At 66.5% G+C, this 14570-nt stretch carries 13 protein-coding genes; 5 read left to right on the top strand and 8 right to left on the bottom strand.

The genetic code is table 11. From position 1 onward, the window contains the following. Positions 1–17 precede the first annotated feature (17 nt). Entirely contained in the window at positions 18–1001 is a 984-nt protein-coding gene (locus tag MUK71_RS15235; protein WP_227928323.1) for an alpha/beta hydrolase, read from the bottom strand. A gap of 112 nt (positions 1002–1113) precedes the next feature. On the opposite strand from MUK71_RS15235, the gene MUK71_RS15230 reads away from it, so the two are divergent. Beyond that, positions 1114–1515, top strand: coding sequence for a hypothetical protein (locus MUK71_RS15230; RefSeq protein WP_227928324.1), 402 nt, complete (start codon positions 1114–1116; stop codon positions 1513–1515). Positions 1516–1603: 88 nt separating this feature from the next. Next, the gene (locus MUK71_RS15225) at positions 1604–4003 is read left to right on the top strand and encodes an ATP-binding cassette domain-containing protein (RefSeq protein WP_227928325.1); all 2400 of its coding nucleotides are present in this window, start codon (positions 1604–1606) and stop codon (positions 4001–4003) included. 165 nt (positions 4004–4168) lie between these two features. On the opposite strand, the gene MUK71_RS15220 is transcribed toward MUK71_RS15225, so the two are convergent. Next, positions 4169–4510, bottom strand: a complete 342-nt coding sequence (locus MUK71_RS15220) for a YnfA family protein (protein WP_227902928.1) — start codon at positions 4508–4510, stop codon at positions 4169–4171. A 907-nt stretch (positions 4511–5417) separates the two neighbouring features. On the opposite strand from MUK71_RS15220, the gene MUK71_RS15215 reads away from it, so the two are divergent. Next, entirely contained in the window at positions 5418–7316 is a 1899-nt protein-coding gene (locus MUK71_RS15215; RefSeq protein WP_227928327.1) for an FAD-binding monooxygenase, read from the top strand. A 68-nt stretch (positions 7317–7384) separates the two neighbouring features. On the opposite strand, the gene MUK71_RS15210 is transcribed toward MUK71_RS15215, so the two are convergent. The 4 genes from MUK71_RS15210 to MUK71_RS15195 are packed head-to-tail and all read right to left on the bottom strand — an operon-like array spanning position 7385 to position 10471. Continuing rightward, entirely contained in the window at positions 7385–7816 is a 432-nt protein-coding gene (locus MUK71_RS15210) for a helix-turn-helix domain-containing protein (RefSeq protein WP_227928329.1), read from the bottom strand. A gap of 5 nt (positions 7817–7821) precedes the next feature. Further along, positions 7822–9027 carry an alpha/beta hydrolase family protein gene (locus tag MUK71_RS15205; protein ID WP_227928331.1) on the bottom strand — a complete coding sequence of 402 codons (1206 nt, stop codon included), beginning with the start codon at positions 9025–9027 and terminating at the stop codon, positions 7822–7824. Next, entirely contained in the window at positions 8997–10004 is a 1008-nt protein-coding gene (locus tag MUK71_RS15200; RefSeq protein ID WP_227928332.1) for a hypothetical protein, read from the bottom strand. The genes MUK71_RS15205 and MUK71_RS15200 overlap by 31 nt, the downstream gene beginning before the upstream one ends. Continuing rightward, positions 10001–10471, bottom strand: coding sequence for a hypothetical protein (locus tag MUK71_RS15195; RefSeq protein WP_227928335.1), 471 nt, complete (start codon positions 10469–10471; stop codon positions 10001–10003). The genes MUK71_RS15200 and MUK71_RS15195 overlap by 4 nt, the downstream gene beginning before the upstream one ends. Before the next feature lie 228 nt (positions 10472–10699). On the opposite strand from MUK71_RS15195, the gene MUK71_RS15190 reads away from it, so the two are divergent. Beyond that, positions 10700–11212, top strand: coding sequence for an ASCH domain-containing protein (locus tag MUK71_RS15190; RefSeq protein ID WP_227928337.1), 513 nt, complete (start codon positions 10700–10702; stop codon positions 11210–11212). An 86-nt stretch (positions 11213–11298) separates the two neighbouring features. On the opposite strand, the gene MUK71_RS15185 is transcribed toward MUK71_RS15190, so the two are convergent. Further along, positions 11299–12036 (bottom strand): SDR family oxidoreductase, encoded by a 738-nt coding sequence (locus tag MUK71_RS15185; RefSeq protein ID WP_227928339.1) that lies wholly within the window; start codon positions 12034–12036, stop codon positions 11299–11301. Positions 12037–12152: 116 nt separating this feature from the next. Here MUK71_RS15185 and MUK71_RS15180 point away from each other — a divergent pair, with 116 nt between their 5' ends. Further along, entirely contained in the window at positions 12153–13070 is a 918-nt protein-coding gene (locus MUK71_RS15180; protein WP_227928341.1) for an AraC family transcriptional regulator, read from the top strand. A 6-nt stretch (positions 13071–13076) separates the two neighbouring features. On the opposite strand, the gene MUK71_RS15175 is transcribed toward MUK71_RS15180, so the two are convergent. After that, positions 13077–14528 (bottom strand): LssY C-terminal domain-containing protein, encoded by a 1452-nt coding sequence (locus tag MUK71_RS15175; protein ID WP_227928343.1) that lies wholly within the window; start codon positions 14526–14528, stop codon positions 13077–13079. Positions 14529–14570: the final 42 nt, after the last annotated feature.

Genomic DNA, 14570 nt, shown 5'->3' with positions numbered 1-14570 from the left:
AGCGTACCTGACCTTCCTCAAGCGCCCTCAGGCCGCGGATGCAGCACATTCTCCGGAGCCAGATGCCGGTGTAGCTCCGCAGCGAGTTCGGCCAGCGCCTGCGGGGCGCTGCGGAACACGCGGGGGAAGCCCAGATAACCGTGCGGCATCCCCACGTACGTGGTCACCCGGACCGGCACGCCCGCAGCCCGCAGCGCATCGGCATAACGCAGCCCGTCGTCGCGGAGGGGATCGTGTTCGGCCACCTGGATCAGTGCCGGCGGCAGCCTGCTGTGGTCCGGAGCCAGCAACGGGGAAGCACACGGGTTGGTGTAATCCTCCGCCTGCGGGGCATAAAGACTGCGGTAGCGGAGCATGTCCTGCTTGGTGAGCATAGGCGCGTTGGCATTTTCCTCAATCGAAGCGCTGCCCATGGTCAGGTCGGTGGCCGGGTACACCAGACCCTGAAAGGAGAGCGCAGGTCCGGAGCGGTCCCGCGCCAACAGGGTCAGGACCGCTGCCAGATTGCCGCCGGCACTGTCGCCCACCACCGCCAGCCGGCGGGCGTCCGCCGCCCATTCCGCGGCGCGTTCGGACACCTCCAGCATTGCGGCGTAGCAGTCCTCGACCGCGGCGGGCCAGGGATGCGCGGGGGCCAGCCGGTAGGCCAGGGAAACGACGACGGCGCGCGCGTCCCGGGCAATGGTGCTGGCGATGCCGTCATAGACGTTCAGGGTTCCGAAGGTCCAGCCGCCGCCGTGCATAAACACCACCAGCGGCAGGCTTTCCGCGGTCTGCGCAGGACGGTAAATCCGGACGGGAATCCGGACTCCGGAGCCTGCAGCGGTGTCATTGATAACGTCCACTCCGGCAGCGAGGCCGCCCAGCATAAAGTCCGTCACGGGGTTGTGCCGGACGGACAGTTTCTGTTCCGCGCGAATCCGCGCCTCGCTCTTGCCGGCCACCGAAAACCGCTTCAGTACCCTGCCGAGCAGCCGTACCCGCAGATCAAGCTTTGCCATGGCGATGCCCTTTGGTGCCGGAATCCTGCTCCGCCCGACGCCGGATCCGGCGGGGCGGGTGTAGTTAACACGGTAGAGTCCCGGGAAAGCACCCGCGACTGGAAGGGCCGGAATGGCGAAGGATGACCCGCAGGATCTGCCGGGAAATAGGACGGATACACGCAGGACAGCCGCGCCCGCACAGCCGGAGCAGCCGGGAATCTCGGGTGCACCCGAGCGGCCCGGAAGGCTGGGCTGGTCCGGCGGCATCGCGCTGGGGCTGGGCATCACCTGTTTCCTGCTGACCCTGTTGCCGGCGTTCGCCCTCTTCCGGCTCACGCTGGAGATCGACGGCTGGACGGGTGCGGCCGTGTGGATGGGTCCGGGATGGGCTGCGGGGCTGAGCCTGGGCATCATCCTGCTCGTGGTCGGCGCCCGCAGCGGGAGTCCCAAGATGGGCGCCTGGGGTTTGCTGGGCATGTTCCTGCTCTGGGCGGCGCCCTGGGTGCTCATCGCCCTGGGGCAGCAGGCCTGACCGCCCGCGCCGGCCACCCGCCGTCGTCGTAAGGCGTTGCCCGGCCACCGTGCACGGGGCAGAATCGAACCGACGGACGGAGCGGGCAATGAGCGCGGGAACCACAAGCACAGACAGCACGACGACGGCGGAGGTGCACGCCGCCGACAGCCATGACGTGATCCGGGTGCAGGGCGCCCGGGTGAACAACCTGCAGGACCTCAGCATCGAAATTCCCAAGCGGCGGCTGACCGTCTTCACCGGGGTGTCCGGGTCAGGAAAGAGCTCGCTGGTGTTCGGCACCATTGCCGCCGAATCCCAGCGGCTGATCAACGAGACCTACAGTGCGTTTGTGCAGGGCTTTATGCCCTCGCTGGCCAGACCGGAAGTGGACCTGCTGGAAGGGCTGACCACGGCGATCATCGTGGACCAGGAACGGATGGGCTCCAACCCGCGCTCCACCGTGGGCACCGCCACGGATGCCAATGCCATGCTGCGTATCCTGTTCAGCCGGCTCGGGCAGCCGCAGATCGGCCCGCCCAATGCCTACTCGTTCAACGTGCCCTCCGTGCGGGGCACCGGCGCCATCACGGTGGAGCGCGGCGAGGGAAAAACCCGCGCAGAGAAGGCTGTCTACAACCGTCTGGGCGGAATGTGTCCGCGCTGCGAAGGCACCGGGGCGGTCACCGACTTTGACCTCACGGCCCTGTACGACGACGCGAAGTCCCTGGCCGAAGGCGCCATCACCATTCCCGGTTACAGCATGGACGGCTGGTACGGGCGGATCTTCGCAGGCTCGGGGTTCTTTAATATGGACAAGCCGATTGCGAAGTTCGGCAAACGGGAGCTGCATGACCTGCTCTGGAAGGAACCCACCAAGATCAAGGTGGACGGCATTAACCTCACCTATGAAGGACTGATCCCCAAAATCCAGAAGTCCATGCTGTCCAAGGACCCCGAATCCATGCAGCCGCACATCCGCGCCTTTGTGGAACGGGCCATCACCTTCAGCACCTGTCCGGACTGCGGCGGAACCAGGCTGGCACCTGAGGCGCGCTCGTCGAAAATCGGGGGCCTGAACATTGCCGACGTGTGCGCCATGCAGATCAGCGACCTGGCCGCGTGGGTCCGCAGCCTGAAGGAACCGTCGGTGGCCCCGCTGCTGGCCGGACTGCAGCACCTGCTGGACGCGTTCGCGGAGATCGGGCTCGGCTACCTGTCGCTGGACCGGCCTTCGGGAACGCTCTCCGGCGGAGAGTCACAGCGGACCAAGATGATCCGGCACCTGGGGTCCTCGCTGACCGATGTCACCTATGTTTTCGATGAACCCACCATTGGCCTGCACCCGCATGACATTGCCCGGATGAACCGGTTGCTGCTGCAGCTGCGGGACAAGGGCAACACGGTGCTGCTGGTGGAGCACAAACCCGAGACCATCGCGATTGCCGACCATGTGGTGGATCTGGGGCCCGGCGCCGGCAGCGGGGGCGGCACCGTGACCTATGCGGGACCGCTGGAGGGGCTGCGGGAGAGCGGAACCCTGACCGGCCGGCACCTCGGGGACCGGGCGCGGCTGAAGGATTCGGTGCGGATACCGTCCTCGTTCCTTGAGGTTCGGGGCGCGGACGCCAACAACCTGCGCAACGTCGACGCCGACATCCCGCTGGGTGTTCTCACGGTCCTCACCGGGGTGGCCGGCTCGGGCAAGAGCTCGCTGATCAACGGGTCCGTGTCCGGGCGCGAGGGTGTGGTCACCGTGGACCAAAGCCCCATCCGCGGCTCCCGGCGCAGCAACCCCGCCACGTACACCGGCCTGCTGGAACCGATCCGCAAAGCCTTCGCGAAGGCCAACGGTGTTAAACCGGCATTGTTCAGCTCCAACTCCGAGGGAGCCTGCCCCACCTGCAACGGAGCAGGAGTGATCTACACCGAGCTGGGCGTGATGGCCACAGTGGAATCCGTCTGCGAAACCTGCGAGGGCCGCCGGTTCCAGGCTTCCGTGCTGGAATACCGGTTCGGCGGCAGGAATATTGCCGAGGTGCTGGCCCTCTCCGTCACCGATGCTCGGGACTTTTTCGGCGAGGGCGAGGCCCGCACCCCGGCTGCGCATAGGATCCTGACCCAGCTGGCCGACGTCGGGCTGGGTTACCTGCGCCTGGGCCAGCCGCTGACCACGCTCTCCGGGGGGGAACGGCAGCGGCTGAAGCTGGCCACGAACATGGGCGGCAAGGAATCCGTTTTTGTCTTGGACGAGCCGACCACGGGCCTGCACCTGGCCGACGTCCAGCAGTTGCTGGCCCTGCTGGACCGGCTGGTGGATACGGGTAAATCGGTGATTGTGATTGAGCACCATCAGGCCGTGATGGCACACGCGGACTGGATCATCGACCTGGGGCCCGGCGCCGGACACGACGGCGGAACGATTGTCTTCGAGGGAACCCCCGCGGAGCTGGTGGCGGACGGGTCCACCCTGACCGGGGAGCACCTGGCGGCGTACGTGGCGGGGTAGGTTTCTGCTGCCGGGCGGGGATTCTGCTGCCGGTTTGGGATTCCGCTGCCGGTTTGGGAAATTCCTGCCACTTTAAGGAAATTCGGCCAGTTTTAGCTGGTCGGTTTCTCCCAAAGTGGTCGGTTTTTCGCAAACTGTCCGGATTTCCCGGGCGTGGACGGGCGGTCAGGCTCCAGGGCTGCGCGGGGCGAACATGATCACTGCCACCCCGGCCAGGCAGATCAGCGAGCCTGCGATGTCCCACCGGTCGGGCCGGAAACCGTCAAAGACCATGCCCCAGACCAGCGAACCGGCCACAAACACGCCGCCGTATGCTGCCAGGATCCGGCCGAAGTTCGCGTCCGGCTGCAGTGTGGCGACAAATCCGTAGAGGCCCAGGGCCATCACGCCAAGCCCGGCCCACCACCAGGCGCGGTCCTCCCGGACGGCCTGCCAGATCAGCCAGGCGCCGCCGATTTCCGCGGCCGCGGCCAGCCCGAACAGCAGGACGGTCTTTGCAATGGTCATGGCATCCATCCTGCCGTACCCGGTCCGATGCCGGGTGGCCCCCCGAGGCGCCGATGCGCAGGCGGTACTGCGGTACTGCGGCTCTGAGTGACCGGTCCGGCGCCGATGCGCAGGCGGTACTGAGATGACCGGTCCGGCTCCGATTGGCCCGCATGCGGCCTGATGCCGGGGCAGGTACGCACCGGAAGATGGGGTGCGCGCCCGTTCACGGCAAATTGTCAGACCCGAGGGGGATGATCTGCTGCATGGGGGACAGAGCGCGAATTTACGGAGATATTGGACAGCCCGGCACCGGGAACGGACCGGCGGGCGCAAAGGGCGGCGGGGGCGTGCCGCCGCAGCTGGGGCCGGGGCAGGTGTACGTCATGAAGTCCGGCTGGGTGTTCCACACCCGGCCATGCCAGATTGTCCGGCGGACATGGGACTTTAACCCGTCGGGCCTGCTGGTGGTGGACGCGGAGGGCGCCGAGGGGCGGCGGGAGTGCGGTTCCTGCCGGGCAGGGGACAAACCGTCCGGCTGACGCTGGTGGAGCGGAGGTGAAGACCGGCCGGGTAGCGATCGGCTCGGAATCCCGCCGGGGCGGTTCCGCCGGGTACCCACCGGCTCCCCACGCCCCGGAATCCCGCCAGGCCAGTTCCGCCGGGTATTCACGGGCTCCCCACGTCCTGCAATTTAGTGTGGCCGGTTCGGCCGGGTACCCACCGGCTCCGCACGCCCTAGAATCCCGCCGGGCCGGTTGGCCGGGCGCCTGCGAAAGCGATGAAAGGACTCCGAAAGCCGCCGGTTGTGACCTGTGTCATGCCTCCCGTAGAGTATTGACACCGCGCACGCTCGACTAACGAACTTTTGTTCACACTGCGAACACCCGGGCGGCGGCACTACTGGCACAACGAAGTGAGGACACCCGTGCAGTTCCACCATCACGGCTACGTATCCGGAGACCCGCGCATTCAGCCGGCCGCAGGCACCGGCGTCGACCGCCCGGCCGCGCTGCCCGAGGAGGTGGACGTGCTGATTGTGGGTACCGGACCGGCCGGTATGCTCACGGCGGCGCAGCTGTCCCAGTTCCCGAACATCACCACCCGGATTGTCGAGCGCCGGGACAGCCGGCTGGCCATTGGCCAGGCGGACGGCATCCAGGCCCGCAGTGTGGAAACCTTCCAGGCCTTCGGCTTCGCCGAGGAAATCACCGCCGAGGCCTACCGCATCAGCGAGATGTGCTTCTGGCGCCCCGACCCGGAACACCCGGAAAACATTGTCCGCTCCGGCCGCGCCCTGGATGATCCGCACGGGATCAGCGAATTCCCGCACCTGATCGTCAACCAGGCCCGCGTGCTGGACTACTTCGCCCGGGTCATGGCCAACGCCCCCACCCGCATGGTGCCTGACTACGGCTTCGAGTTCCGCGGCCTGGAGGTCGACGACGACGCCGAGTACCCGGTCACCGTCACCCTCCTGCACACCGCGGGTCCGAAGGAGGGCACCGAGCGTACGGTGAAGGCCAAGTACGTGGTGGGTGCCGACGGCGCGCGCAGCCAGGTCCGCCAGTCCATCGGCTGCACCCTGGAGGGCGACAAGGCCAACCACGCCTGGGGCGTGATGGACATCCTCGCCAACACCGATTTCCCGGACATCCGCACCAAGTGCGCCATCCAGTCCTCCAACGGCGGATCCATCCTGCTCATCCCGCGCGAGGGCGGGCACCTGTTCCGCATGTACGTGGACTTGGGTGTGGTCCCCGAGGATGACAACGGTGCGGTCCGCAAAACCACCATTGACCAGATCATTGCCACGGCCAACTCCATCCTGGCCCCCTACACGCTGGACGTCCGCAACGTCGCCTGGCACAGCGTCTACGAGGTGGGCCACCGGCTCACCGACCGGTTCGACGACGTACTGCCCGAGGACCTGGGCACCCGCACCCCGCGGGTGTTCATCACCGGCGACGCCTGCCACACACACAGCGCCAAGGCCGGGCAGGGCATGAACGTCTCCATGCAGGACGGCTTCAACATCGGCTGGAAGCTCGGCCACGTGCTGGACGGCCGCAGCCCGGAGGCCCTGCTCTCCACCTACTCCGCCGAACGGCAGGTGGTGGCCAAAAACCTCATTGATTTCGACAAGGAATGGTCCACCCTCATGGCGAAGAAGCCCGAGGAGTTCGAGAACCCCTCGGATCTGGAGGACTTCTACGTCCGCACCGCCGAGTTCCCGGCCGGCTTTATGACGCAGTACACGCCCTCCATGCTCATCGCCGAACCCGCCCACCAGGACCTGGCGTCCGGTTTCCCGATCGGCAAGCGCTTCAAGTCCGCCATGGTGCAACGGGTCTGCGACACCAACCCGGTACACCTGGGCCATCAGGCGACGGCGGACGGCCGCTGGCGGATCTACGTTTTCGCTGACGCTGCCGCTGCGGGCGCACCCTCGGCCGTCACCGAGCTTGCCGAGTGGCTGGACACCGCACCGGATTCACCGCTGGCCGCCATGCCCGCCGGCTCGGACCGCGACGCCTGGTTCGATGTGAAGGTCATTTACCAGCAGGAACACGCGGCCATTGATATCAACAAGGTGCCCGCGGTGTTCAAGCCGCAGGTCGGTCCGTTCCAGCTCACTGACCTGTCCAAGGTCTACGGCCTGAATCCGGCCTCGGACATCTTCACCGAGCGTGGCATTTCCCGGGACGGCGCCGTAGTGGTGGTCCGCCCGGACCAGTACGTGGCCAATGTGCTGCCGCTGGGGGCGACCGCCGAACTGGCAGACTTCTTCGCCCCGCTGCTGCCCGCCCGGCAGGCCCAGCACTAAGGAGTCTCCGCAGCAAAACGACGACGGCGGCACCCGGGCGGGTGCCGCCGTCGTCGTACTGCCACGGTTTAGTACTTCGCCGAATCGTCCAGGAGTGCCGCGATGGCGTCCAGGGTTTTGTTGTCCACTTCGGCCAGGGTGCGGGTGGCGAATTCCTTCACCTTGGCCCGCCGCATGGCTGCCAGGAGCTCCAGCTCATGCTGGATCCGCTCGGGGACGGGCCCGTCGGCGTGAAGCAGGTACGCCGGGTTGACGTCGAAAAACTCCGCCAGCGCAGCGATTACTTCCCTGGGCTGCCGGACGGTGGTGTCCCCGGTCTTAATGTGGTGCCAGCGGGTGCGGGAAAGTTTGACGCCCTGTTCCGCCAACGCTGACTGAATGTCCTGGAACTCATAGGGCCTGCCCTCGGCGGTCACCATGACGTCCAGCAGCAGATCTATTTTCCGGGCAAGGATCTGCGATTCTTTCAGGTTGCGCTGGGCAGCACTTTCAGCGGTCATGCTTTCTACTTCGCCTCCGAAAATTCTTGGATCGACCCTTTTCCAGCGTCCAATCCGAGGGAGCGGCACCAGGCTGTCACTGTCTGGTCCCAGAGTGCCGGGGCGGAATTCCACTCCAGCGTGTGATGAGCGCCGGCAAACTCGACAAGCGGGACAGGATCCTGCTGCCTCGAGGCGAATTGCCGGGAAAGCTCGACGGGTACTGATTGGTCACCCGAACCATGAAAAATCATAGTCGGGACAGGTGAATAGTTTTGCATGAAACAACCCGGCATTTCCTTCCAGCGCACCACCGGTTCACCCTTGCGGCGAAGGAGATTGAAGGTGGAGGGCACCCGGCGGGCGGCAAAGGCCGGGCACCCGGCCTTCTGCAGCTGTGCACTGATGATGGCCGGCCAGTCCAGCGCGGGTGAGACCAGCAGTGCTCCGGCAGTGCTGGGGTCCGGCGCCTGCTGCAGGGTGCGCAGGACAATGGAGGCGCCCAGGGACCAGCCGACAAAAAGGACTTTGCGGGCGCCGCGGGAGAGGGCATAGCGCCTCGCCGCGTCAATTTCGGCCCACTCGCTGACGCCCAGATGGCTGCGGTGCTGCCGCCCGGGGAGGTCCAGGGAGGTCCGGTAGGAGGGCAGCAGCGAGGTGAAGCCGAGGCGGGAAAACGCTGCCACCCCGCGCAGGCACTGGCTCCGGGAACTTCCCAGCCCGTGCACATGGATGACCCAGACGTCGCCGGGCCCCTCCGCCGGGATGACCCAGGCAGGTAGCCCGCCAATCCGGTGGTCCTCATACGTAAAACCGAAATCCTCCGGGGTCTCGCCCAGGTGACCGCTGAGCTGTCCCTTGCCGTCGAGCAGGACGCGGGAGGGATCTCCCCGCTCCACGGTCCTGCGCAGTGCGCGTCCCCGGTGTGTGGCGTCCCAGCGCGGCGGGCCCAGGACGGTGAGCCCGCCGCCGGACGCGGCCCGCAGGCTCAGCCGGCCGGGATGGGCGGCGAAACCATCAGGATCAAACTCCAGGTACGTCTGGGAATCCTGCCCCCCGTGGCCCCGGACCGGGACCAGCCGCCGGCTGGGACCGGCGTCGGTCACCCTGGCGCGGACCAGCGGCCCGGCCAGCAGGGGCAGAGCAGCGGCGACGGCGGCAGTGACGGCGGCGGAGACCAGGAGCACGGTGCCGGGCCGGTTCACCGGACGGACCGTCCCTGCTTCAGGCACAGCGCTTCGGCGCGCTCCAGCACGGATTGGTGCTCTGCGGAGAGCTCCGGAGCGGTGCTGCCGCCGACGTTGAGCCAGTCATGGATTTCAATCACCAGCCGGTGGATGGCATCGGTGGCGTCCCGGGTGGTGTGTTCCCGGTCCGATTCGAGGGAGCGGGCCGTGGTTCCGAGCAGGCTCACGGCCGGGGCCAGGGCGACGGTTGAAAGCCAGATGGCCTTCACCTGCGGTTCCAGCTCGCGGACCTCCCGGCGCACACTGATGTCATTCAGCACCCGGCCCAGTGGCGGAACGGCCAGCCCGGAGGCCAGCAGCACCACGGTCAGGGCGTAGGAAATGTCATATACGGTGCCGACGGCCCGCATGAGGCTCTCGGCTCCGGCAACATGGGCAATGTCCATCACGATCACCGATGTGCATAGCACCAGGCCCACCCCGCAGCCGGCACCGATCAGCCGGAATCCGACCCGGAAGCGCCTGCGCCGCATCTGTGGCACATTGCGGATACAGGTGGACAGGGTTCGTGCCATTACGGCGAAGATGTAGAGGTATTGGACCCCCGAATAAATGCCGGCGGCCGGCTGGTCACCGAAGTCCAGCATGAACGTGGTGGAGGCGCGCGGATCGTCGATGAGGCAAAAGGCCACCACCATCACGAGGACGGTTCCGGTGGCAGCGACGGCACTCCAGCGCTGAGCCCGGTCCACCGAGCCGTCCCCTGCCCCGGCGCCGCGGACAATGGCGCGGGACAAATAGTAGACGCCGATAATCAGTAGGATGTTGGACACCAGGTCCAGGGCATTGGGCCAGGGCAGGCCGTCAGATGCCCACAGGTAAACGCCGTTGATGTTGGTGGTCAGCGAAGCGGCAATGACCACCGCGGCTTTGACCATGGTGTTATCCGGGCGGGAACGGGCACGCAGCAGCAGGGTCAGGACAAGCAGCCACATAAAGGCGGCAACAACAATAGTGCTCATTCGAAGTAGGCCTCATAGCTGTAGATTTCCTGGCTGGATTCCCGAATGGCAGCGGCCAGCAGGTCGGCAAGATACTCTGCGGTGGCTTCCAGATCGGACCGGAAATCGCCCCGGGCCAGGGCTTTGGCCACCACTTCGCCGGAGAGTTCCCGGAAAACCCTGATGCCCTGCCAGGTGGCATCTTCCGCTTCATCATGCCGGAGAATCATATGTGCCAGTTCATGAAGAATCATTTGCCGGCGGTGGAGCAGCCCTTTGGCAGCTGCGTGGTAAACAACGTCCACCTGCTCGCGGGGAATCCACAGTCCGCAGATTTTGCTGCCCGTCAGATGCGCACTTTCGATAATCACGATTCGGCGACCCCGGAGAACCTGCAGGTGTTCAATCAGGGAATCGAGAGTGACGCGCGCAGGCAGCCGGAGGCGTTTGAACGCATCCAATGCCGTTTCCTGCAGCTGCTTATTCAAAGCGGGGATCCTCAATTCCGGGCGAACAGCCATTCTATTTCGGAACATGTTCCGATCATGTACGGTGGAGGTGCCGGTCCGCAGCCCGTCGTCGCGAAGTTGGGGGACTTGCGAGTAATCGCAGCCACGATATTGCGGACCGGCATCCATTCCGCACTGCTGAAAATAGCGCACTTTATCTGCCGGGGCGTTTCTTTGGCCTCCGGCCGGAATGTCAGACTTACCGGTATGGACACACCTTCTCCCATCCCGCTGGATTTCGAGGCCGCCGCCCGCCTTTGGGACGCCTACGCCGAGGCGCACCCCGGCCGGGCAGCGGCAGCCGGGGAATACACCGTTGAAGCGTTCGGAGATTCACCCGCGCTGGCCGATGAACTCCTGTCTCTGGTTCTTGACGGCCGCAAGCGTGCCACCTCCTCCGACGTCGCCGGATACGCCGCTGAGGGTGAACCTTTGCCGCGGATCGGCGTGCACTGGATTGTGTGCGACGGCGCCGGGGAACCTCACGTGATCCTGCGGACCACGGAGCTGCGGCTTGGCACTTTTGACGATGCCGATGAGGCGTTTGCCCGCGATGAGGGCGAGGATGATCTCAGCCTGGACTCCTGGCGGCGTGAACATCGCAGGTTCTGGCAGCGCACCGCTGCGGCGCGGGGCGGCAGCTGGTCCGAGTCCGACGAGCTGGTGTTCGAGCGCTTCGAGGTGGTCTGGCCCGCCGAGGCTAGCTCGGGCAGCGCTTAGCGAATGCCCGGAGCCGGGCGGGTCCCGGTCTTGGCCGGTCAGCACGCTACACCGGTCCGCCACCTACTGAGCCGCTGCCGGTCCGGCTACCAGGGCAGCGGACCGTCCTCGTCACTGAAAGTCCCGGTGGGACCGTCGCCGGGTATGGTCGCCATGCGTACGGCGGCCCGGGCACCCTGCTCCGGGGTGCGGGTGCCGCGGAAGCCATTCAGGTCCGTGGCCACGAAGCCGGGGCAGACCGCATTGACCAGGATCCCCTCCGGCGCCAGGCCCTTCGCATACTGCAGGGTCAGGGAGGTCAGCGCGGTCTTGGAGGGTGCGTAGCCGGCGGCAAGCGGGTTCGTGTTGGCCGGATCGGACACTGCGGCCAGGGAGCCGGCCACGCTGGAAACGTTGACAATGCGCGGGGCATCGGAGAGACGCAGCAGCGGCAGGAAAGCGGCGGTCACGGAAATGACGCCAAAGAAGTTGGTCTCGAATACCGCGCGGATTTCCTCCACCTCGGCCGAGCCCGGCTGCTGGGCAGCGAAGCTGACGCCCGGCGTCGCGACAATACCGGCATTGTTCACCAGGGCGTCCAGCCGGCCGAAGCGGGTCTTGATGGCATCCGCTGCGGCTTCCACCGAGGCGCGGTTCGTGACATCCAGGACTACGGCGACGGCGTTGCCGCCCTCCGCCCGCATTTCCGCGGCAGCCCGCTCACCGGCATCGGCGTTACGTGCGGCCACCACCACCGTGTGGCCAAGGGCGGCGAGCTGGCTGGCTATCTGACGTCCAATGCCCTTGTTGGCACCGGTCACGAGGGCAATCATGCTGTCATTCATGGGGACTCCTGGAAAGTTCGGTCCTTCCCGCTGCGGGAAGCGTAAGTCCACTCTGCCCGTCCGAATCCGTACGGTGAATAATGTAGAGTCCTGATTTTTTGCCCTAGAGTACAACCATGGAAAGTGACCGGCTGTCCGAAGTCCTGGAATTCATCAGCGTCCGGAGCATGATCTCCGGCGGCATGACAGTGAGCGGACGCTGGGAATCCCGCTCCCGGATTGATGAAGACCTGAAGTTCTTCGCCTTGGTGCAGGGCAGCATGCGGCTAAGCACGGACGGGCTGAAGACGCCGCTGCTGCTGGAAGCCGGCGACGTCGTCGTCCTTAACGGCCGCACCGAGCTGCTGTTGGAGGGCGGCAGCGGTGACGGCCCGCCCGTCCGGCTGGAGCCTCCCGCCAGCGGCAGTTTTGTCCGTAGCGGAGACGGCAGTGCCCGGGACATCATCATCGGCGGCCGGGTGACCGTGAATGCCGCGGGCAGGGAACTGCTGCTGCAGACCCTGCCGCCCGTGGCGCACATCCGTTCCGGCACAGTATCCGCACCGCTTCTGCACATCCTGATTCAACGGTTGTTCGAGGAACTCTCCGGGCAGCGGATGGGCTGGGAGTTTGCGGTGCGCCAGTACGGGCAGCTGCTGCTGTTGGATGTCCTCCGGGCCTTTGTCGCTGATGCGGATCTGCCGCAGGGGTGGCTGAAACTGCTGGCAGACGAGCGGCTCCGGCCGGCCCTGGCCATGATCCATGCCTCGCCGTCCCGGCCCTGGAGCCTCCAGGACCTGGCACGCGCGTCCGCCATGTCCCGCACCGCTTTTGCGGAGCATTTCCGTGAGGTGGCGGGCACACCTCCGCGCACCTACCTGAACAACTGGCGGATGCTGGTGGCGCAGCGGGAACTGCGGGGCGGGGATACCCGCGTCCGTGCCCTCGCACTGGAGCTGGGCTACTCCTCGGAAAGTTCCTTCAGCACGGCGTTCAAGCGCAGCGTGGGCGAGTCGCCCCTGCAGTACCGGAGCCGCGTGCGCGTCAGCGAATGAGGTCCTTTAGCTCCCGGCGCCGCGCACCCGGTGACGGCGACGGCGGCTGTGCATGCGCGCGTAAATCCTGGCACGGCTGCTGGACAGCGCCAGGATCAGCAGGATGTCGAAGGAATAGCCGAACAGGTTGGCGGCCAGCGGAACGGCCGGGCCGGTGGCCACCGCAATCATTTGCAGGATAATCGCCGCCGCGCTGAGGGACATGGCGGTGACCCGGGCAATGTTGTTGCCGCGCAGGATCAACAGTGCCAGCACCGCTTCCACGCAGGCGAAGACGGTTAGCGAGACACTGGCCGGGGCGTAGGTGCTGCCCATGTCCGCCAGCCCCTGGCTCTCCTCGCCCAGCATCTGGGTCACCCACGGCCCATTGGCAAAGCGGGCAAGGAAGGGAGAGGCCACCGTCAGGGCGGCTACCCCGCGCAGGAACACCAGCACGGCGCCGAAGACCACCGGCGCCGGCCGGCGGAGCGGGAGCCGGGACAGCGTTCCGATGCCGGTCCGGTTGATCGCTGCCAGTTCCTCCTGCTCGCCCGGCCGCTCCGGCAGGCGCCCCACGTCAACCACGGGCAGGTCTCCATCAGTGGCAATCGCGTCCCCGCCGCCGTTGCGCGAGTGGTACCCGGTGGAAAAATTCTTAATGACGTCGACGGAGACGTCCGGCGAAACCTGCTGCAGCGACGCGACGAGGTAGTCCCGTTCGGCGTCGATGTTCTCTCCGACCCGGTGGGTGACCTGCAGCGTAAACAGGGACAGCCCGACGGCGCGGTCAAAGGAGGCGGCGGCCAGCCAGTCCGAGGCGATGCCGCCGGGCAGCATCCAGCCTTCCGGACAGCGCCAGAACCGCACATGGTGGCGTTGGCGCGGGTTCCCGTCCACCTCCTGCTCGTAGGCAAAGTCCTGTTCCCGGCCAAAGAGCAGCAGCGGACTGACCGGGGCATTCGGATAGCTGCGGTGCAGCAGGGTGGAGCTGACGATTCCCCAGCTGCTGGCCAGAGTCACCGGGTCCGCGAGATGCCAGCCGGCCCGGCCGAGTGCCCCGCGCAGCTGCTCCTCGTTGCCCAGGAAGGCGAGGTTGACGGCGTCGCCGAACAGTCCGGCATTGGTGCGGGTCCGTCCCATGAAGTAATCCGGGATAAAGATCTTGGTCAGGATCCGGTCCAGCCGTGGCAGCACCAGATAAGCCAGTGCGGCCCAGAAAACCACCAGGAAGCCGATATGTCCTATTTCCAGGGAGGTCTGGAACAACAGGATGGCGAACCAGATGGACGCGAGACCGCTGAACGCGAAGAAGGCCCAGTCCAGGGCAGTGGAGGCCGGCTGCGGTCCCGGACCCGGGTCGGTGGTGCCGGTTTCGCCCGCCGTGGAAGCGGCGGCTGTCGCGGGCACATCCGGGAGGGGGTTCCCGGCGCCGGGGCCGTGCCCGCCGCCGTCTGCATCCCGATTGCCCGACTGCGTCATGCCTCCACGCTGACCCGCGGTTCCGGCCGGCGTCAATGCATT

The organism is Arthrobacter zhangbolii (assembly GCF_022869865.1).
Classification (GTDB): Bacteria; Actinomycetota; Actinomycetes; order Actinomycetales; family Micrococcaceae; genus Arthrobacter_B; species Arthrobacter_B zhangbolii.
This window is presented reverse-complemented; position numbering and strand designations above follow the sequence as displayed.